Origin of the sequence: Pseudoruegeria aquimaris (assembly GCF_900172235.1) — a bacterium.
Classification (GTDB): domain Bacteria; phylum Pseudomonadota; class Alphaproteobacteria; order Rhodobacterales; family Rhodobacteraceae; genus Pseudoruegeria; species Pseudoruegeria aquimaris.
This window is the reverse complement of record NZ_FWFQ01000008.1, coordinates 93,220-111,989: the sequence shown is the minus strand read 5'-3', so window position 1 is coordinate 111,989 and position 18,770 is coordinate 93,220. Positions and strand designations below refer to the sequence as shown.

General features: G+C 68.4%; 17 protein-coding genes and 1 tRNA gene. 12 read left to right on the top strand and 6 right to left on the bottom strand.

Annotation, left to right across the window (positions count from 1 at the left end; genetic code table 11):
* The first annotated feature begins 63 nt into the window (after window positions 1-63).
* The 3 genes from PSA7680_RS07520 to PSA7680_RS07510 are packed head-to-tail and all read left to right on the top strand — an operon-like array spanning window position 64 to window position 2,015.
* On the top strand, window positions 64-438 hold the full coding sequence (locus tag PSA7680_RS07520; RefSeq protein ID WP_176244097.1) for a hypothetical protein: 375 nt from the start codon (window positions 64-66) through the stop codon (window positions 436-438).
* Between the two features lie 23 nt (window positions 439-461).
* Window positions 462-1,316 (top strand): SDR family oxidoreductase, encoded by an 855-nt coding sequence (locus PSA7680_RS07515; protein WP_085868056.1) that lies wholly within the window; start codon window positions 462-464, stop codon window positions 1,314-1,316.
* Between the two features lie 21 nt (window positions 1,317-1,337).
* Entirely contained in the window at window positions 1,338-2,015 is a 678-nt protein-coding gene (locus PSA7680_RS07510; RefSeq protein ID WP_085868055.1) for a hypothetical protein, read from the top strand.
* A 51-nt stretch (window positions 2,016-2,066) separates the two neighbouring features.
* Here PSA7680_RS07510 and pstB read toward each other — a convergent pair whose 3' ends face one another.
* The 5 genes from pstB to PSA7680_RS07485 all read right to left on the bottom strand — a co-directional run bounded on the left by pstB (window position 2,067) and on the right by PSA7680_RS07485 (window position 7,801).
* On the bottom strand, window positions 2,067-2,864 hold the full coding sequence (gene pstB / locus PSA7680_RS07505; RefSeq protein WP_085868054.1) for a phosphate ABC transporter ATP-binding protein PstB: 798 nt from the start codon (window positions 2,862-2,864) through the stop codon (window positions 2,067-2,069).
* Window positions 2,865-2,885: 21 nt separating this feature from the next.
* Window positions 2,886-4,187 carry a phosphate ABC transporter permease PstA gene (gene pstA / locus PSA7680_RS07500; RefSeq protein WP_085868053.1) on the bottom strand — a complete coding sequence of 434 codons (1,302 nt, stop codon included), beginning with the start codon at window positions 4,185-4,187 and terminating at the stop codon, window positions 2,886-2,888.
* Between the two features lie 10 nt (window positions 4,188-4,197).
* Entirely contained in the window at window positions 4,198-5,574 is a 1,377-nt protein-coding gene (gene pstC / locus PSA7680_RS07495; protein WP_085868052.1) for a phosphate ABC transporter permease subunit PstC, read from the bottom strand.
* Window positions 5,575-5,643: 69 nt separating this feature from the next.
* The gene (locus PSA7680_RS07490) at window positions 5,644-6,684 is read right to left on the bottom strand and encodes a substrate-binding domain-containing protein (protein ID WP_085868051.1); all 1,041 of its coding nucleotides are present in this window, start codon (window positions 6,682-6,684) and stop codon (window positions 5,644-5,646) included.
* Window positions 6,685-6,907: 223 nt separating this feature from the next.
* Entirely contained in the window at window positions 6,908-7,801 is an 894-nt protein-coding gene (locus PSA7680_RS07485) for a LysR family transcriptional regulator (protein WP_085868050.1), read from the bottom strand.
* 103 nt (window positions 7,802-7,904) lie between these two features.
* On the opposite strand from PSA7680_RS07485, the gene PSA7680_RS07480 reads away from it, so the two are divergent.
* The 3 genes from PSA7680_RS07480 (at window position 7,905) to hdhA (ending at window position 12,807) form a co-directional block, all read left to right on the top strand.
* Window positions 7,905-9,467, top strand: coding sequence for a proton-conducting transporter transmembrane domain-containing protein (locus PSA7680_RS07480; protein ID WP_085868049.1), 1,563 nt, complete (start codon window positions 7,905-7,907; stop codon window positions 9,465-9,467).
* Window positions 9,468-9,485: 18 nt separating this feature from the next.
* Window positions 9,486-11,861: a YbcC family protein gene (locus PSA7680_RS07475; protein ID WP_370738539.1), complete on the top strand. Its 2,376-nt coding sequence runs from the start codon at window positions 9,486-9,488 to the stop codon at window positions 11,859-11,861.
* Window positions 11,862-12,039: 178 nt separating this feature from the next.
* On the top strand, window positions 12,040-12,807 hold the full coding sequence (gene hdhA / locus PSA7680_RS07470; protein WP_085868047.1) for a 7-alpha-hydroxysteroid dehydrogenase: 768 nt from the start codon (window positions 12,040-12,042) through the stop codon (window positions 12,805-12,807).
* A 239-nt stretch (window positions 12,808-13,046) separates the two neighbouring features.
* On the opposite strand, the gene PSA7680_RS07465 is transcribed toward hdhA, so the two are convergent.
* A tRNA-Ser gene (locus PSA7680_RS07465) sits at window positions 13,047-13,136 on the bottom strand.
* 206 nt (window positions 13,137-13,342) lie between these two features.
* Here PSA7680_RS07465 and PSA7680_RS07460 point away from each other — a divergent pair.
* From PSA7680_RS07460 to PSA7680_RS07435, 6 genes are read left to right on the top strand one after another with little or no spacing between them, the layout of a single operon-like run.
* Window positions 13,343-14,227, top strand: a complete 885-nt coding sequence (locus PSA7680_RS07460; protein WP_085868046.1) for an SPOR domain-containing protein — start codon at window positions 13,343-13,345, stop codon at window positions 14,225-14,227.
* Between the two features lie 18 nt (window positions 14,228-14,245).
* Window positions 14,246-15,406: a D-alanyl-D-alanine carboxypeptidase family protein gene (locus PSA7680_RS07455; RefSeq protein WP_139838579.1), complete on the top strand. Its 1,161-nt coding sequence runs from the start codon at window positions 14,246-14,248 to the stop codon at window positions 15,404-15,406.
* 10 nt (window positions 15,407-15,416) lie between these two features.
* Window positions 15,417-16,028, top strand: a complete 612-nt coding sequence (gene tmk / locus PSA7680_RS07450; protein WP_085868044.1) for a dTMP kinase — start codon at window positions 15,417-15,419, stop codon at window positions 16,026-16,028.
* On the top strand, window positions 16,025-17,155 hold the full coding sequence (locus PSA7680_RS07445; RefSeq protein ID WP_085868043.1) for a DNA polymerase III subunit delta': 1,131 nt from the start codon (window positions 16,025-16,027) through the stop codon (window positions 17,153-17,155). The genes tmk and PSA7680_RS07445 overlap by 4 nt, the downstream gene beginning before the upstream one ends.
* Window positions 17,156-17,166: 11 nt before the next feature.
* Window positions 17,167-17,973, top strand: coding sequence for a TatD family hydrolase (locus PSA7680_RS07440; protein ID WP_085868042.1), 807 nt, complete (start codon window positions 17,167-17,169; stop codon window positions 17,971-17,973).
* On the top strand, window positions 17,973-18,770 hold the full coding sequence (locus PSA7680_RS07435; RefSeq protein ID WP_085868041.1) for an MBL fold metallo-hydrolase: 798 nt from the start codon (window positions 17,973-17,975) through the stop codon (window positions 18,768-18,770). Before PSA7680_RS07440 ends, PSA7680_RS07435 begins: the two co-directional genes overlap by 1 nt.

The following is an 18,770-nucleotide window of genomic DNA, read 5'->3' as shown; positions in this document are numbered from 1 at the left end:
CTCCCCACGTCCGCACATGTACCCGCGCCCACCCTGCCCTGCCTTCCGCATCGGGAGGCATCCATGACAGCATACGCCTTCTCCATGCTCTATGCGGCACTGGCAGCCCTGCCCGCCGCGATGCACTTGGCACTTGCTGCGGGCGCGCCGCTGGGCCGTTTCACCGTCGGTGGGCGCTTCGCAAACCGCCTGCCACCTGCCTGGCGCGTGCTGGCCGTTGTTCAGGCGGTGGTGCTGGCCATGATGGCCAGCGTCATTCTCCAACGTGGCGGCGCCTTGGCTCTCGGCTGGCCCGCGTGGACGTTCTGGGCCTCGTTGGCGCTCTCCGCTCTCACTTTCCTTGCGAATGCGGCCAGCCCATCACGCCCCGAACGCCTGCTTTGGGGGCCCGTCACCCTTGGCATGCTCCTCTGTGCGATCGTCACCGCCCATCCCTGAACCCCGAACCGGAGGCCAGACTCATGCCAACCGTTTTCATCGCCGGGGCATCCGGCTACCTCGGCCGTCATCTCTGCCGCGAATATCACCGCCGCGGCTGGAATGTGCGCGCGCTCGTCCGAAACACCCGCAAAGCCCAAGGCATCGAGGCCGACGGGCTCTTCGAAGCCGAGGCCACGCAACCGCAAACGCTCATCGGGTTGATGGACGGCTGCGACCTCGTTGTATCCGCGCTCGGTATCACCCGGCAGGCGGACGGGCTGGGGTATTGGGAGGTCGACTATCAGGCAAACCTGAACCTGCTGCGTGAAGCAAGCCGCGCGGGCGTTCCGCATTTTGCCTACATCCACGTTCTGAATGCCGACAAGATGGCGCATGTGCCCCTCGTCGCGGCGAAATCCGCGTTCGTGACACGGCTGCGCGAAGCCGACATCCAATCCACCGTGATCGCACCTTCCGGTTATTTCTCGGACATGGGGGAGATACTCGCCATGGCCCGGTCCGGGCACGTCTGGCTGTTCGGCAACGGGGCGTTGCGGCTGAACCCGATCCATGGCGCCGATCTTGCCGCGGCGACGGCCGATGCCGTGGCCGAGGGGCGCGCCTGGCTCGACATCGGCGGGCCTGACATCTTCAGCCAGAAGGAGTTGGCACAAGCGGCATTTTCCGCGCTCGGCCTGCGGGCACACATCCACTTCCTGCCCGACTGGCTGCGGCGCGCGGCCATAGCTCTACTGCCCCATGTGGCGCCACACCGATTACGCGGGCCGGCCCTGTTTTTCCTGACCGCACTCGGCCTGGACATGATCGGGGAACCAAGCGGCGTACACCGCCTGAAAACCCATTTTGCCATGCTCGCCGGCCGACGCTCCCGCTGATTGACCATTAGGACCCGACCGATGACACTTCAGACAGCCGGAGGGGCCTGCGCCCTGATCTGCGCGGCAACATACATCGTGGGCTTCGCCCTCCTGACGACGCTTCTCGCTCCACTGGATTACGGCTCGGCGCGGGTTGAGGCGGAGAAAATCGTTGCCTTCATCGCCACCAACGGCGGCCTTCTCATTACATGGAACGCGATCATCTATCTCGCCAACGCGCTTTCGCTCGCGGTGCTCGTGGTTTCGCTGGCAAGCCGCCTCTCCCCAAGAGCTCCCGGGTGGGCAAGCGTTACCCACGGCTTCGGGCTGATTTGGGCTGCGCTCGTGCTGGCGGCCGGCATGATCGCCAATGTTACCGTGGAACGGGTCGCCGCGATCCAAGGCTCCGACCCGCTGGCCGCCGCAGCTTTGTGGGACGTTCTGCACCAGGTTGAACTCGGGCTTGGCGGCGGCAACGAGATCGCCGGAGGCGTGTGGATCGCATGTGTGGCTGTCGCCGGCCGCCGTGCCCGCGCGCTTCCCCTCGGCCTGTGCGGCGCCGGCCTCGTGACGGGCGCGTCCGGTCTCGCCACTCTTTGGCCAGCCATCGGCGACGCCGCCGGTGCCCTCTTCGGCCTCGGCGCAATCGCCTGGTTCATCGCCATCGGACTTGTTCTGCTGACAGGCGACCAGCCTCGTACCGACGCCGGGAGATGAGCCAGCACGGCCTTCCCGATCTTTTCGCGGTGGATGACCGGGAATTGCCCGTCAGCCGATCCGGCCCGTGATGTAGGCTTCGGTGCGGGGGTCTTTCGGGTTGGTGAAGATCTGCCCGGTGTCGCCGTATTCGACGAGCGTGCCGAGGTGGAAGAACGCCGTTTTCTGACTGACGCGCGCCGCCTGCTGCATGGAGTGGGTCACGATCACCACCGAGACGTTCCGCTTCAGCTCGTCGATCAGCTCCTCGACCTGCGCCGTCGCGATGGGATCGAGCGCCGAACAGGGTTCGTCCATCAGCAGCACTTCCGGCTCCGTGGCCACAGCGCGGGCGATGCAGAGCCGCTGCTGCTGGCCGCCGGAAAGCCCGGTGCCCGGCGCGTCGAGCCGATCCTTCACCTCGTCCCAGATCGCGGCGCGGCGCAGGGATTTCTCAACGATTTCATCGAGATCGGCCTTGTTTCTCGCAAGCCCGTGGATGCGCGGCCCGTAGGCGACGTTGTCGTAGATCGACTTCGGAAACGGGTTCGGCTTCTGGAACACCATGCCCACCTTGGCGCGCAGCTGCACCGGGTCCACCTTCGGATCGTAGATGTCTTCGCCATCCAGGTGGATCTGGCCCTCCACGCGCGCGCCATCGATCGTGTCGTTCATGCGGTTGAGGCAGCGCAGGAAGGTGGATTTCCCGCAACCGGACGGCCCGATGAAGGCCGTCACCGCCCGCTCGGCGATCTCGACGCTCACGTCCTTGACGGCGTGGGTATCGCCGTAGAAGACGTTCACCCCCTGCGCCGAAATCTTGGTCTCGTTCAGCCCGACAAACCGGTCGAACTTCGTCATGTCGTTCATGTCATCGCCTCCGGATCGCAATCACCATTTCCGCTCGAACCGCTGCCGCAGGAAGATCGCGATGGCGTTCATCGTGACAAGGAAGCCGAGCAGAACGAGGATGGCCGCCGAGGTGCGCGAGACGAAGCCGCGTTCCGGGCTGTCGGCCCAGATGAAGATCTGGGTCGGGAGCGCGGTTGCGCTGTCGAAGGGGCTCGAAGCGGCGGAGGTGATGAAGGCGTTCATGCCGATCAGCAGCAGCGGCGCGGTTTCTCCCAGCGCCTGCGCCAGCCCGATGATCGTCCCGGTGAGAATGCCGGGCATCGCCAGCGGCAGCACATGCTGGAAGACGACCTGCTGGCGGGAGGCGCCGAGGCCGAGGGCGGCTTCGCGGATCGAGGGCGGAACGGACTTGAGCGCCGCACGGGTGGCGATGATGATCGTCGGCATCGTCATCAGCGCCAGCGTCAGCCCGCCCACGAAGGGCGCCGAGCGCGGCAGCCCGAACCAGCCGATGAACACCGAAAGCGCCAGCAGGCCGAAGACGACCGACGGCACCGCGGCCAGGTTGTTGATGTTGACCTCGATGAAATCGCTCACCCGGTTCTTGGGGGCGAATTCCTCTAGGTAGATCGCCGCGCCGATGCCAAGCGGGAAGGAGATCACGAAACAGGTCAGCAGCGCCCAGAAGGAGCCCACGAGCGCGCCCTTCAGCCCCGCCAGTTCCGGGAAACGGCTGTCGGCGTTGGTGAAGAGCCCGAAGTTGAACGGCTTGGAAATCGCGCCGCTTTCCTTCAGCGCGTCGAAGTAGGCGATTTCCTCATCCTTCAGCCGGCGGTTCTCTTCCGGCGTTTCGCGATCGATCAGCCCCTTGTTCAGCTGGTCGTAGGGGTCCGAAACCGGGACCGTGATCTCGATCGTCTGCCCGATCAGGGAGGGATCGGCCACGACCATGTCGCGCAGGGCGAACTGGGCCCCGTTGGAGAGGATGCGCTCCACCTGGCGCAGGGTGGCGCGGTCGGACGTATCGACATCCGGCAGCATCCGCGCCAGCGAGGCGGCGAGCACGTCGTCGAAGCCGCCGCGCGGCAGGCGCTCCTCGCGCACCTCTTCCGGATCCACGAAGACATCCAGCGTGACATGGGTCTGCGTGAAGGCCTGGTAGCCGGAGGACACCAGCGAAGCGACCAGGATGAAGAGCATCAGGAACGCGATGGAGATCGCGCCGATCCCGCAGGCCTGCAGGGCGATCTGCTTGCGCCGCCGGCGGGCGAGCGAGGCCTGGACGGCGGCGCCGGTTCCGTGGCGCGGGGGCGTGTTCGGTGCCGAGGAGGTATCCGTCATTGTCTGGACCTTAGTCATAGGCTTCGCGGTATTTCCGGACGATCCGGAGCGCGAAGATGTTGATCACGAGTGTCACGAGGAAGAGCATCATGCCGAGCGCGAAGGCCGCCAGCGTCTTCGGGTTGTCAAAGGAGGTATCGCCGATCAGCAGCGTGACGATCTGGACCGTGACGGTCGTCACGCTGTCCAGCGGGTTGACCGTCAGCTTGGCGATCAGACCGGCCGCCATCACCACGATCATGGTCTCGCCGATCGCGCGGCTCACCGCGAGCAGGATGCCGCCCACGATGCCCGGCAGGGCCGCCGGGAACAGCACGTTCAGCATGGTCTCCGCCCGCGTCGCGCCGAGCGCGAGCGCGCCGTCGCGCAGGGCGCGGGGAACGGCCGACAGGGCGTCGTCGGCGAAGGAGGAGATGAACGGGATGAGCATCACGCCCATGACGCTGCCCGCCGCCAGCGCGGTGTTGGGCGAAACGTCGATCCCGAGGGAGGTGCCGAGGCTTCGGATCGCCGGGGCCACCACGAGGATGGCGAAGAAGCCGTAGACGACCGTGGGCACGCCGGCGAGGATTTCGAGGATCGGCTTGGCCACAGAGCGCAGGCGCTGCGGCGCGAATTCGTTGAGGTAGATCGCGGACAGAAGGCCCACCGGAACGGCGAAGGTGAGCGCCACGACCGTGATCACCAGCGTGCCGAGCATGACGGGCACCCAGCCGAAGGCACCGGAGGCGGCGATCTGGTCTTCCCGGATCGGGATCTGCGGCTCCCAGTTCAGGCCGAAGAGGAATTCCCGCAGCGGCACGAGGGACAGGAACTTGCCGGTCTCGAAGACGAGCGCCGCCACGATGCCCACGGTGGTGAAGATCGCGACGGTGGAACAGAAGATCATCAGGCCGGACACGATGCGTTCGACCCCCTGCCGGGCGCGAAACTCCGCGCCCACGCGCGACCGCGCGAAGAGCATGATCGCCGCGGCCAGCGCGATGACGGCGCCGAGCATCAGGGCGGAGGAGCGCGCCTTGAGGGCGACGTGATGTTCGGCGGCGGCGATCTTCCAATCCTCGGGCGTGCCGAAGATCTGGCCGCGCGAGATGGATTTGATCTCCGCCAGAACGAGCTGGAGCCCACCGCTGTCGAGGCCGTCAAGGGCGCCCTCGGGCAGCGCGGCCATCGTCAGCCGGTCGATGACGGGCCCCTGCAGCACGAGCCAGAGCAGGATGAGCGTCAGCACCGGAACCAGGATCATGAGCGCGGAAAACAGGCCATGGTAGCTGGCCAGCGAGTGCAGCCTCTGCCCGTCGGCACGGATCGCCTGGGCGCCGCGACGATTGATCCAGTAGCCAACGACACAGGCCAGCAGCAGGACGAAGAATGCCAGGGAAGTCATGGTGGGTGTCCAGTCAAGAAAAGCCCGGGCCACTTCGGCCCGGGCGATGGTTTCGGTTTTGCCGGGGGCTTACTTTTCGGGCGAAGCCATCGGCTTGCCGTCCAGAACGGCATCTTGCAGTTCGCGCAGGCGATCCTCGGAGAGCGCGACCAGGCCACGCTCCGACAGGTAGCCGCCGGCCTCGAGCGCATCGTCGGACATGTATTCCTCGATGAACTCTTCGAGGTTCGGGATCACGCCGCGGTGCGCGTTCTTCACGTAGAAGTAGAGCGGGCGCGACACCGGGTAGGATTTGTCGGCGATGGTGTCGGTGCTGGGCTCCACGCCTTCGATCTTCACGCCTTTCAGCTTGTCGAGGTTCTCGTAGAGGAAGGAGTAGCCGAAGATGCCCACGGCGTTCGGATCGGCCTCCAGGCGCTGAACGATCAGGTTGTCGTTCTCACCGGCTTCCACGAAGGGGCCGTCGGTGCGCATGCGCGAGCAGTTCTCTTCAACCCAGTCGCCGTCGAAGCCGCCCTCTTTCACGAAGTCCAGCTCTTCGCAGCCGGCGTGCATCGCCAGTTCAACCCAGGCGTCGCGGGTGCCGGAGGTCGGCGGGGGGCCGTAGGCGAGGATGTCGGTGTCGGGAAGATCGGGGTTGATCTCGGACCACTTGGTGTAGGGGTTGTCCACCCACTCACCGTTGACCGGCACCTGGGCGCCGAGGGCCAGGTAGATCTCGCCGAGGGTCAGATCCCAGTCGAAATCGTTGGAGCGGGCAACCGCCATGGACAGGCCGTCGAAGCCGATCAGGGCCTCGGTGACCTCGGTCACGCCGTTGGACACGCAGAGATCGAATTCGGATTTCTTCATCGCGCGGGAGGCACCGGTGATGTCGGGGTGCTGCTCGCCGATGCCGCCGCAGAAGATCTGCATGCCGCCGCCCGTGCCCGTCGATTCGACGATCGGCGAAGGCGCACCGGTGTTGTTGGCGAACTGCTCTGCAACGGCCTGGGTGTAGGGGAACACGGTGGACGAACCGACGATGCGGATTTCGTCGCGCGCGGCAGCGGCGGTCGCCGAAACGGCGAGGATGGCCAGAACCGAGGCGGAAAACTTAGAGTACGACATGGTCTCTCCTGGATGTTTGTCTCAGGCCGAAGTGCCCGGCCTTGGGGAGCCGTCTAGAACCGTTGCGTGAAGCATATGCTACAGCCGTGTTACAGTTTTATGACAACCGTTTTCCCGCCCGGCTTCCGCTCCCTCAGGGCCGATTCCGGCTGGCGCGGCCTGTCTGCCGTCCGGCAAGCGGTGCGGAACGAAGAGCGGCGCGCGCGCCCGGCATGAGCCGACTTCAGCTTTCGGAACGGTCCTTTGTCGCCCCGGCGGCCTCCAGCGCGGCGCCCACGAGCGGGTTCGGGAATCGGCGCCGCAGGGTCACGGCGTAGAACGTCTCCGAAAGACCGTCGAGCTTGGCCAGCTCTGCCAGCCGGCCCGAGGCCAGTTCATCCTGCACGACGATGGGGGGAATCACCGCCAGCCCCGCACCAGAGCGCGCCAGCAGCCGCAGCATGGCCATGTCGTCGGCCTCGGCGACGACGTGGGGCGCGATGGCGAGGCCATCCAGCAGCGCATCGATGGCGGCGCGCGGCGCGCTTTCCCTGCCGGGCAGGATCAGGGGCCGGGTCTGCAGCAACCCGCGCAGCGGCTGCCCCGCCAGTTCGGGCGGGCCGATGAGGCTGAACGGCTGCTGCGCGATCGCATGGATCAGGTGGCGGCTGCCGGCGCCCTGCTCCGGCGGGTGGTTGGTGAGAACCACGTCGAGCGCGAGGGCTTCGAGACCATCCAGAAGCTGCGCCTGGGTGCCCGAACGCAGAACCACCTCCACGTCCTTGCGCTCCAGGAAAGGCGCGATGAACCCGATCTGGAAGTTGCGCGACAAGGTGGACAGGGCGCCGACGTGCAGGCTCTTGCGGACGGTGCGGCGTTCGCGCAGCGTCGCTGCCAGATCGTCGGCGGTGCGGAAGATCGCCTCGGCGTGATCGAGCGCGATCCGGCCCGCCTCCGTCAGCACCAATCCGCGCCCGCGGCGCTCGAAAAGCGCATGCCCCAAGGTGGACTCGAGCGTCTTGATCTGGGTGGACAGGGCCGATTGCGAGAGGTTCAGCCGCCGGGCGGCGCCGGTGAGCGTCCCGTCGCGCGCGACGGCCCGGAACAGGCGGAGGTGGTGCAGATTCAACGTGTGCATTGTTCTATTATTTAGAATGATATGAGCGAAAATATGTAATTTTCTGGATATAGCCAAGGGGATAAGTCGGGCCGCAGGAATGACTGGAACGCGGAACCCACCAATGACACCCTTTCTCACCTCACCGGGCCTGCTGGCTCTTCTCGTCCTGCTGATCGGCGCAGCGGCAATGGCCGCGCAACCGGGCCGCCGCCCTGCCCTCGCACGCTGGCTGCCGGAAGCGGCCGGTGTGCTCGTGCTGCTGCTGGCCATCACCGCGGCCCTGCAACTGGCGACGGGGCGCCCGCCGGCAGCCGGCGGCTCCGGGTTCGGGGCACTGCTCCGGCTCGACGTGATCGGCACGACGATGTTCCTGCTCGTCGCCTTCATCGGCTGGATCGTCACGCGCTATTCGCGGCGCTACATGGACGGCGAGGCGCGGGAGGGGCGGTTCCACACCCTGATGCTGGCGACGCTGGCCTTCGTCCTCCTGCTGGTTCAGGCGGCCCACGTCGCCGTGCTGGCCGGTGCCTTCATCGCCACGGGTCTGATCCTGCGCCGGCTGCTTCTGTTCTACCCGGAGCGCCCCGCCGCCCGGCGCGCGGCGTCCAAGTTCTCGCTGGTCTGGCACGCGGGCGATCTGGCCCTCATCATGGCGGCCGGCCTGCTCTGGATGCGGTTCGGCACGGGCGACCTGGGCGCGCTGCGCGCCGCGGCCCCCGAACTTGGGCTGGGCGCGGCCGGGCAGTGCGCCGCGGCGCTGGTCGTGCTGGCGGCGCTGCTCAAGACGGCTGCCTTCCCGCTGCATGGCTGGCTGACCGAAGTAATGGAGGCCCCCACCCCGGTTTCGGCGCTGCTGCACGCAGGGATCATCAACGCCGGCGGGCTGCTGCTGATCCGGCTGGCGGACCTGGTGCAGGCCAGTTCCGCGGCGATGGCCGCTCTGGTCTTCATGGGCGGGCTGACGGCCCTCTTCGGCGCGGTGGTGATGCTCACCCAGAGCGCCGTCAAGACGGCCCTCGCCTGGTCCACGGTCGGGCAGATGGGCTTCATGCTGATGCAATGCGGGCTGGGGCTCTGGCCGCTGGCGCTGCTGCATGTCGTGGCCCACGGGCTCTACAAGAGCCACGCCTTCCTGACGGCGGGCATGGCCCTGGCCGAGGTCAACGCCGCGCGCCGGCCGGGTCCGGTGGCGATCCCAGGCTGGGGGAACGTGCTTCAGGCCTTCGCCCTGGCGCTGGCGCTCTACGCGGCCATGGCCGGGGCCTTCATGGCCATCGACGGGCCGAAATCGCCGCAGGCGCTCGCGCTCGGGGCCATGCTCGTCTTCGGCGTGGCCTACCTCGTGGCGCAGGGGCTGGCGGATGCGGCACCTCGGGCCCTGACGCGCCGCACCGCGATCGCCGCCCTCGCCGCCACCATCGCCTATTTCGGCTTCCAGCTCGGCGCACAGGCGCTCTGGGGCGCGCATCTGCCCGCGCCGCCCGCCCCCGGCCCGCTGGAATGGGCCCTGATCGTGCTGGCGGTGGCCTCCTTCGGGATGGTGGCGCTGGCACAGGCGCTGTTTCCGCTCTGGGCGCATCACCCTGCCGCCGCCGGCCTGCGGGTGCATGTCGCCAACGGGCTCTACCTCAACGCGCTGTTTGACCGCTTCATCGGCGGCTTCCGCACCGTGACCGCCAAGTAAGGATCCGAGACCATGTTCATGCAAGAAATCGATATCGCACCCGCCCGGCTTTCGGCGATCCTCACGGCGGCCGAGGCCGCCGCGCGGGCCATTCCCCCGGCGTTCCCGCTCGACGCCACGGTGGCGGTGAACCCCTTCCTCGGGCAGGCCGGCGAGGAGGCCACCACGGCGGCGGCGCGGCTGGCCCGCGTGGCGGGCGTCTCCGTCTTTCGCTCCCGCGCGGAGCTTGCCGCACAGGTGGCGGAAGGCCGGATCACCGACGACGATCTCGCCGCGGCGCTCATCGAATGCCCCTCACCGCTGAAACCGGTGGATCTTGCGCTGCTGAAGGCGCGGATGCACGCCCCGGCGCCGGCGCCCCGCGCCCTGCCCACCGTGGCCGACCTTGCCGCCGAGGCGGGCCGGACGGACTGGCCCGCCGTGATCGAGCGCTGCATCGGCCTCTGGGCGGGCGGCCACTTCGACCGCGGCCAGGCGCTGTGGATGCCTGCGCCGGGCGCCGATCCCTGGGCCGCGTGGCGGGCCTGGGCATCGCGTGACCTGACCCCCGAAATCGCCGGCCTGAAGGGCTTCTGCGCGCATGTCGCCGCCCTGCCCGACACGCCGGAGCGGGCCATCGCCCGCGCGGCCCGGGCACTCGGGATCACGGCGGAGGCCGCAGAGACGGCCTTTCACCGCCTGCTGATGGATCTCGGCGGCTGGGCCCAGCACGCGCGCTGGCTGCTGTGGCAGGCCGAACAGTCCGGCCGGACCGACCCAACCCTCGCGGCGCTGCTGGCCATCCGCCTCTCCTGGGAGGCCGCGCTCCTGGACCAGCACCCCGAACTCTCCGCCCGGTGGGCCGAGATCGTCGCGGCCCATGCCGCCCCCCTCGCCCCCACGCAGGATACGGTGATCGACGCCATTCTGCAGGACGCGGCCGAACGGGCCTGGCAGCGCCGGCTCGCCGCCCGGCTCGACGGCCCCGCCTCCCGCCCTGCGGCCCGCCCGGCCCTGCAGGCGGCCTTCTGCATCGACGTGCGCTCCGAGCCCTTCCGCCGCGCGCTCGAAGCGCAGGCTCCGGGCATCGAGACGATCGGCTTCGCCGGGTTCTTCGGCCTGGCGGTGGCCCATGCCCCGCACGGCTCCGACGTCGTGGAGGACCATCTGCCGGCGCTGCTGGCGCCCAGCCTGCGCAGCACCAGCCAGCAACCCGATGACGCCGAACAGGCCGCGCGGATCGGCGCACGGGCGATCCGGGCTTGGGGGCGGTTCCGGCAGGCGGCGGTCTCCTCCTTCGCATTCGTCGAGGCCGCCGGGCTCGCCTATGGCGGCAAGCTGCTGAAAGGCGCCTTCGGCAAGGCCGGCAAACCCGCCGCGCCGGCCCCCGCCCCGCGGTTTTCCGAAGAACTGCCCCCGGCGCGCCGGGCCGAGATCGCGGCCGGCGTGCTGCGGGCGATGGGGCTGCGCGAGCGATTCGCCCCTCTGGTGCTGCTCGTCGGGCACGGCGCCCACGTCACCAACAACCCCCACGAAAGTGCCTACCACTGCGGCGCCTGCGGCGGGCACACGGGCGCGGTTTCGGCCCGCCTGCTGGCCAGCCTGCTGAACGATCCGGCGACCCGCGCACATCTGCCCGAGGCCGGCATCTCGCTGCCCGAGGACACCCGTTTCGTGGCCGCGCTGCATGACACCACCACCGACGAGGTGACGCTGTTCGACACCGATGCCGCCCCCGCGCAGGCCACCGACCTGGCGCAGGTGCAAGGCTGGCTGCGCGCGGCGGGGCAGCAGGTGCGCGCCGAGCGCGCCCTGCGGCTGCCCGGCGCCACGCCGGCCTCCGTGGCCGCGCGCGCGCGGGACTGGGCCGAGATCCGCCCCGAATGGGGGCTCGCCGGCTGCGCCGCCTTCATCGCGGCGCCGCGCGAGGTGACCACGGGCAAGGATCTGGGCGGGCGGGCCTTCCTGCACAGCTACGACTGGACGGCCGACGAGGGCTTCGCCACGCTCGAACTGATCCTGACCGCCCCCGTCGTGGTGGCCAGCTGGATCAGCCTGCAATACTACGGCTCCTCCCTCGCCCCCACCGCCTTCGGCGCCGGCAACAAGCTCATTCACAACGTGCTCGGCGGCATCGGGGTGATCGAAGGCAATGGCGGACGCTTGCGCGCGGGCCTGCCCTGGCAGGCGGTGCACGACGGCGAGCGCCCGGCCCATGCGCCGCAGCGGCTGACCGTGCTCATCGAGGCCCCGTGCGAGGCGATCTCGCAGATCCTCGCCCGCCATCCGCAGGTTGCGGCGCTGTTCGACAACGGCTGGCTCCACCTGATGAAGCTGGAAGGCGGACGCATCGCCGCGCGCTACCGCCCCGGCGGCGGCTGGCGGGACGAAACCCCGCCCGCGATGGCCGCCTGATCCCGGCCGGCTGAACGCGCCGTGCGACCCTCGCACCTCTCGGGAGGCGGCTTCCGCGCCGCCGCCCGCAACGCAGCCACTCGGCCCGCGCGGAACGCGCTTCGTGGAAGCCCGTGATCCAAATCCTCCAGCCACCCCGTATCCCTCTTTGCAACCAAGGTATTTCAAGGAGGGAAAGATGTTTGAACCGGACCGTTTCAGATTGGACGGGCAGATCGCGCTCGTGACCGGGGCCGGCGCTGGGATCGGCCGCAGCGTGGCCCGGCTCTTTGCCGGGGCCGGCGCATCGGTCGTCGTCAGCGATCTCAAGGCCGAAACCGCGAAGGCGGTCGCAGAGGAGATCATCGCCAATGGCGGCAAGGCGGCGGCGCTGGCCTGCAACGTAACCGTGGAAGCAGACCTCGAGGCGGCGGTGGATCTCGCCATCACGCGCTTCGGCGGCCTCTCCATTCTCGTCAACAACGCGGGCGGGGGCGGCCCGAAGCCCTTCGACATGCCGATGGATGATTTCCGCTGGGCATACGAGTTGAACGTCTTTTCGCTGTTCCGCCTGACGCAGCTCGCCGCGCATCACATGCGGAAGGCCGGCGGCGGTGCGGTGCTCAACATCTCCTCGATGGCGGCGGAAAACAGGAACCAGAGGATGGCGTCCTACGGATCCTCCAAGGCCGCCGTGAACCACCTGACCCGCAACGCGGCTTTCGATCTCGGGCCGATGGGCGTGCGCGTGAACGCCATAGCTCCCGGAGCGATCAAGACCGAAGCTCTGGCCTCGGTTCTGAACGACGACGTCGAGACGGCCATGCTCAGGCACACGCCCTTGGGACGGCTCGGTGAACCGGAAGACATCGCCTACGCGGCGCTCTTCCTTTGCGCGCCGGCCTCAGCCTGGATCAGCGGCCAGGTGCTGACCGTCTCCGGCGGGGGCGTTCAGGAACTCGATTGAGCATGGAAATCAACGGCAAGGGGCGCGCTTGATTGGTTGGGATATTTCCAACGCCTGCTCGTCGCGCCCACATCCCAATGCGCGCCAACACCCCCGGCGAGTTGCGCTTTTCTTGATATTGAAGGCGAATGAAAGAGGCCATCGCCCGCTGCCGACGCCCTGCCCGCAATACCTGCTCGCGTACCGGATATGCTTCCATCCACGGCGTTTATTGCTGTTGCCAAAGCTGCATGAGTGTATGGCGGAGAGACTGGGATTCGAACCCAGGGAACGCTCACACGCTCAACGGTTTTCAAGACCGCCGCATTCGACCACTCTGCCACCTCTCCGGTGCCGGAAACTCCTAGCGGGCGGCTTGTGATTCTGGAACCGCAATCTTTCCGCACGGCTTATCGGCCAGTTGCCGCCGATCCACTTCCCTTGCCCCCGCTCAGGCGCTACACTTCGCCGCAAAGACGGGAAATCCAGCACCGAGGCACGCCCCCGCGAAACGAGGGGCCCACCCGGAGCGAGGCGAGAGGAAAAGGGCAACAACATGACAGCAGGAAAGCGGAGCACGGCCATTGCCGCCGTTCTGTGCGCATTGGCCGTCGCCGGCTGCAATGAAACCACCAGCGGAAACCTGTTCGGTGGCGGTGACGGCCCCGAGGCATCCACCACCTCCACGGCGACCTCCGTCAAGATCGTCGAGCGCGACGTCGAGGCGCCGCAGGTCTTCCAGGAGACCGAGAAAGGCCTGTGGGACGGGCGCCCCTCGCTGGGTGGCGTCTGGGTCGCGCACCCGGATTCCAAGGATCCCGAGCGGGTGATCATCCGCAACGAGGACAACGGCAAATTCGTCATCGGCGCCCTGTTCCGCCGCGAACGCGAAACCCCCGGCCCGGTGTTCCAGGTCTCCTCCGACGCCGCCGAAGCGCTGGGAATGCTCGCCGGGCAACCGGCCACGCTCAACGTCACCGCGCTGCGCAAGGAAGAAGTGCCCGTGGAGCCCGAAGCCACGGCCACGGCCGAGCTAGACGCGCCCGAGCAGATCGCCGCGGAAACGCTGGACGATCCGATCGCAGCCGCCGGGGCGGCCATCGCCGAGGTCGAGGAGGCCCAAACCACCGGCAGCGCTGCGGCAGCCACCGCCGCCGCGCCGCAGGCGGCGCCCGCGCCCGCGCCCAAACCCAAGACCACCCCCAAGCTCGACAAGCCCTACGTGCAGATCGGCATCTTCTCGGTGGAAGAGAACGCCAACCGCACCGCGGAAGCCATGCGCCAGCACGGGGTGATCCCGACCATCAAGAAACAGACGACGAAGGGCAAAACCTTCTGGCGGGTCATCGTCGGCCCGGCCAGCTCGAAATCCGATCGCAACGCACTGCTGAAGAAGGTGCAGGGGCTCGGATTCGAGGATGCCTATTTCGTTTCCAGCTAACGCGAACCGGAGATCTCCATGCGCCAGATGCTGAAAGCCGCCGCACTCGCCCTCGCCGCCCTGCTGCCGCTGCCCGCCCTCTCCTTCGAAACCCTGGCGACCTCGGCCTACGTCGTGGACCAGACGACGGGCACCGTGCTGCTGGAGAAACAGGCGGACGTGCCGCTGCCGCCGGCGTCGATGTCCAAGCTGATGACGCTCAACATGCTCTTCGAGGCCCTGAAGGACGGCCGGGTGACGATGGAAACGCGCTTTCCCGTATCCTCGCGCGCCAAGAACATGGGCGGCTCGACCATGTTCCTCAACGAGCGCGACCGCCCGACGGTGGAAGAACTGATCCAGGGCATCATCGTGCAGTCGGGCAATGATGCCTGCGTGGTGGTCGCCGAGGGGCTCGCCGGCTCGGAGGCTACCTTCGCCGCGCAGATGAACACGCGCGCCAAGGCGCTCGGCATGACCAACTCCACCTTCGCCAACGCATCGGGCTGGCCGCATCCGGCGCAGCGCATGTCGATGCGCGATCTCGGTATCCTCGCCGAGCGGCTGATCACCGAATTCCCCGAGTATTACCACTACTTCGCGCAGACGGAATTTCCCTTCGACGGCCGCTCGCCGGACAACCGCTTCAACCGCAACCCGCTTCTGAAGCTGGGCATCGGCGCGGACGGCCTGAAGACGGGCCACACGCAGGAAGCCGGCTACGGGCTCGTCGGCTCGGCCAAACAGGGCAACCGCCGGGTGACCTTCGTGATCTCCGGCCTTCCGTCCGAACGCGCCCGCGCCGAAGAGGCCGAGCGCGTGGTGAGCTGGGCCTTCCGCCAGTTCGTGGAGAAGACCGTCGCCAAGGCCGGCACGCAGGTGGCCACGGCCAAGGTCTGGATGGGCGATTCCGAAACCGTCGGCCTCGTGCCCGCCGAGGACGCCCGCCTGCTGGTCCCCGCGCTCTCGCAGGGCGATCTGAACGCCACCGTCGAACACAAGACCCCGATCGAGGCCCCCATCGCGAAGGGGCAGGAGATCGGCACGCTGGTGGTGCCGCTCGAAGGCATGCCCGACGCCCGCATCCCGCTGGTGGCCGATCGAGACGTGGCCCGCGGCGGCTTCCTGCCGCGGCTGAAGGCGGCGGCGCAGGTTCTCTTCCGGCAGGTCATGGGCGAGGCCCAGGCCGCCGGCCTCTGATCGGATCACTATGTTCATTTCCTTCGAGGGGATCGACGGATCCGGCAAATCCACGCAGGCCCGGCGCCTGGCCGATCGCCTGCGCGGCATGGGGCACGGTGTGGTCCTCACGCGGGAACCCGGCGGCTCGCCCGGCGCCGAGGAGATCCGCAAGCTGGTGCTGGAAGGCGATCCCGACCGCTGGTCCGCGGAGACGGAGATCCTGCTGTTCACCGCCGCCCGCCGCGATCACCTGGAACGCACGATCCAGCCTGCGCTCGAGGCGGGGCAGATCGTCATCTGCGACCGCTTTGCCGATTCCACCCGCATGTATCAGGGCATCTCGCGCGGAGATCTGCGCGGCACCGTCGATGCGCTGCACGAGCTGATGATCGGGCGCGACCCGGACCTGACGGTGCTGATCGACATGGACCCGGAAAAAGGGCTGTCCCGTGCCAAGGCGCGGCAAACCGCTGAAGAACGGTTCGAGGATTTCGGGCTTGAGCTGCAGCGCCGGATGCGGGCGGGCTTCCTCGCCCTCGCCGAGGAGTTCGCCCCCCGCTTCGCGGTGATTGACGGCGATGCCGCGCCCGAAGTGGTGGCCGAAGCGGTGTTTGCCGCTGTGGAGGCGCGCCTGCCATGAACGAGACGCCACCGCCCGAGCCAGACCGCATCGACGGCGCGCCGCATCCGCGCGAAACCGAGTGCCTGATCGGGCAGGAAGAGGCCGAGGCCGCCTTCCTCGACGCCTACACCACCGGCCGCCTGCACCACGCCTGGCTCATCACCGGCCCGCGCGGGGTGGGCAAGGCCACGCTGGCGTGGAAGATCGCGCGTTTTCTGCTGGCCAACCCGCCGCAGGACGGCGGCGGCCTGTTCGGCGATGCGCCCCCCGCCCCCGATCGCCTCGACGTGGATCCCGAGCACCCCGTGGCCCGCAGGCTGCTGGCGGGGGCCGAGCCAGGGCTGTTCTCCCTCAAGCGCCCGGTCAACGAGAAGACGGGCACGCTGCGCCAGGAGATCACCGTGGACGAGGTGCGCCGGATGCGCTCCTTCTTCGCGCTTTCGTCCACCGATGGCGGCCATCGCGTGGTGATCGTGGATTCCGCCGACGAGATGAACGGCAACGCCGCCAACGCCCTGCTCAAGCAGCTCGAAGAGCCGCCCGAAGGCGCGGTGCTGCTGCTCATCAGCCACCAGCCTTCGCGGCTGCTGCCCACGATCCGCTCCCGCTGCCGGGAATTGCGCTGCCGCAGCCTTGCACCCGACGCGATGCGCGCGGCGCTGGCGCAGGCCGGCGAAACCGAAATCGCCTCGCCCGAGGCGCTGGCCGAGCTTTCGGCCGGGTCCGTCGGCGAGGCGCTTCGGCTGATCCACAACGACGGGCTCGCCCTCTACCGCGCGATCATCAAGCTGTTCTCCGGCCTGCCCCGCGTCGACCGCCCGCTCGCCATCGCTCTGGCCGAGAGCGCGGCCGGAAAGGGCAAGGAGGCCCGGCAGGATCTGCTCTTCTCGATGATGGATCTTTTCCTGGCGCGCGCCGCGCGGGCGGCCGTCATGGGCCCGCCCGCCGTGGAAGCGGCCCCCGGCGAAGCCGCGCTGCTGGCCCGGATAGCGCCGGACGTGCGCGCCGGCCACCGCTGGGCGGAGCTTCAGCAGAGCCTCGGGGCGCGCATGCGCCACGGGCGGGCCGTCAACCTTGACCCTGCCGCGCTTCTGCTTGATATGGTTTTCAAGATCAACGAAACGGCGGCCCGCACGGCCGCCTGACGAAGGCCGCCATGACAGCAGTTCCCCAGATCGTCGACAGTCACTGCCACCTCGATTTCCCCGATTTCGCCGAGGAGCTTCCGCAGGTGGTCGAGCGGGCCGTGGAAGCCGGCGTGAGCCGGATGGTCACGATCTGCACCCGGCTGCGGAACGAGCCGCAGGTGCGCGCCATCGCCGAACGCTTCGCCCCTGTCTTCTACGCCGCCGGCACCCACCCCATGAGCGCCGCCGAGGAGCCGATGGCCACGGTGGACGAACTGGTGGCCCTGGCGCGGCACCCGAAGTTCGTCGGCATCGGCGAGACCGGGCTCGACTACCACTACACCGCCGAAAGCAAGGCCGTGCAGCAGGAGAGCCTGCGCATCCATATCGAGGCCGCGCGGCAGACGGGCCTGCCCCTGATCATCCACGCCCGCGCGGCCGACGCGGACATGGCGCGCATCCTCGCCGAGGAACACGCCGCCGGGGCCTATGCCTGCGTGATGCACTGCTTCTCCTCCTCGCCCGCGCTCGCCGAAGCGGCGCTGGATCTGGGCTTCTACCTGTCGATGTCGGGCATCGCCACCTTCAAGAAGAGCCAGGAAATCCGCGACATCTTCGCCGCCGCGCCGGTGGAGCGCATTCTCGTTGAGACCGACGCGCCCTACCTCGCCCCGCCGCCGTTCCGCGGCAAGCGCAACGAACCCGGCTATACGGTGCATACCGCCAAGGTCGGCGCCGAGGTGTTCGGCATGAGCTACGAGGCCTTCGCGGCGCAGACCACGGCCAACTTCGACCGCCTCTTCACCAAGGCCGCCCGTGCGAAAGATGCCGCCTGATGGCTGAAATCCGTTTTCGCATCCTGGGCTGCGGCTCCTCCGGCGGCGTGCCGCGCATCGGCGGCAACTGGGGCGATTGCGACCCGGAAAACCCGAAGAACCGCCGCAGCCGCTGCTCACTGCTGATCGAACGCGAGGAGGCCGGCGGCCTGACGCGGGTGCTGATCGACACCTCGCCCGACATGCGCCAGCAGCTCATCGACGCCGGGGCCGGCACGCTGGACGCCGTGGTCTTCACCCACTCCCATGCCGATCACGTCCACGGGCTCGATGACCTGCGCCAGATCGTCTACAACACGCGCAAGCGCCTGCCCGTCTGGGCCGACGGCGATACCCAGAACGATCTGATCTCACGCTTCGGCTACGCCTTCGTGCAGCCCGCGGGCTCCCCCTACCCGCCCATTCTGGATCTGCACGCCATCGACGGCGACGTGGTGATCGAAGGCGACGGCGGGGCGATCACCCTCACCCCCTTCCGCGTGCGCCACGGCAGCATCGATGCGCTCGGCTTTCGCATCGGCGACGTGGCTTACCTGCCCGACGTGAGCGAGATGTACGAGGAAAGCTGGGCCGTGCTCGACGGGCTGGAGTGCTTCATCCTCGACGCCCTGCGCCGCACGCCGCACCCCACCCACATCCACCTCGACACGGCGCTCGACTGGATCGCGCGCACGGGGGCGAAACAGGGGGTGCTGACGAACATGCACATCGACATGGACTACGACACCGTTCAGGCGGAGACGGCCGATCACATCCAGCCCGCCTACGACGGGCTCACGCTGCGGTTTCAGGCCTGA

Coding starts and splice junctions, on each gene's coding strand:
- pstC (WP_085868052.1), bottom strand. CDS start 5,574: ATGACTTCCCTGGCATTCTTCGTCCTGCTGCTGGCCTGTGTCGTTGGC.
- PSA7680_RS07440 (WP_085868042.1), top strand. CDS start 17,167: ATGACAGCAGTTCCCCAGATCGTCGACAGTCACTGCCACCTCGATTTC.
- PSA7680_RS07435 (WP_085868041.1), top strand. CDS start 17,973: ATGGCTGAAATCCGTTTTCGCATCCTGGGCTGCGGCTCCTCCGGCGGC.
- PSA7680_RS07510 (WP_085868055.1), top strand. CDS start 1,338: ATGACACTTCAGACAGCCGGAGGGGCCTGCGCCCTGATCTGCGCGGCA.
- PSA7680_RS07455 (WP_139838579.1), top strand. CDS start 14,246: ATGCGCCAGATGCTGAAAGCCGCCGCACTCGCCCTCGCCGCCCTGCTG.
- PSA7680_RS07480 (WP_085868049.1), top strand. CDS start 7,905: ATGACACCCTTTCTCACCTCACCGGGCCTGCTGGCTCTTCTCGTCCTG.
- PSA7680_RS07445 (WP_085868043.1), top strand. CDS start 16,025: ATGAACGAGACGCCACCGCCCGAGCCAGACCGCATCGACGGCGCGCCG.
- PSA7680_RS07490 (WP_085868051.1), bottom strand. CDS start 6,684: ATGTCGTACTCTAAGTTTTCCGCCTCGGTTCTGGCCATCCTCGCCGTT.
- PSA7680_RS07485 (WP_085868050.1), bottom strand. CDS start 7,801: ATGCACACGTTGAATCTGCACCACCTCCGCCTGTTCCGGGCCGTCGCG.
- pstA (WP_085868053.1), bottom strand. CDS start 4,187: ATGACGGATACCTCCTCGGCACCGAACACGCCCCCGCGCCACGGAACC.
- PSA7680_RS07475 (WP_370738539.1), top strand. CDS start 9,486: ATGCAAGAAATCGATATCGCACCCGCCCGGCTTTCGGCGATCCTCACG.
- hdhA (WP_085868047.1), top strand. CDS start 12,040: ATGTTTGAACCGGACCGTTTCAGATTGGACGGGCAGATCGCGCTCGTG.
- PSA7680_RS07460 (WP_085868046.1), top strand. CDS start 13,343: ATGACAGCAGGAAAGCGGAGCACGGCCATTGCCGCCGTTCTGTGCGCA.
- PSA7680_RS07520 (WP_176244097.1), top strand. CDS start 64: ATGACAGCATACGCCTTCTCCATGCTCTATGCGGCACTGGCAGCCCTG.
- pstB (WP_085868054.1), bottom strand. CDS start 2,864: ATGAACGACATGACGAAGTTCGACCGGTTTGTCGGGCTGAACGAGACC.
- PSA7680_RS07515 (WP_085868056.1), top strand. CDS start 462: ATGCCAACCGTTTTCATCGCCGGGGCATCCGGCTACCTCGGCCGTCAT.
- tmk (WP_085868044.1), top strand. CDS start 15,417: ATGTTCATTTCCTTCGAGGGGATCGACGGATCCGGCAAATCCACGCAG.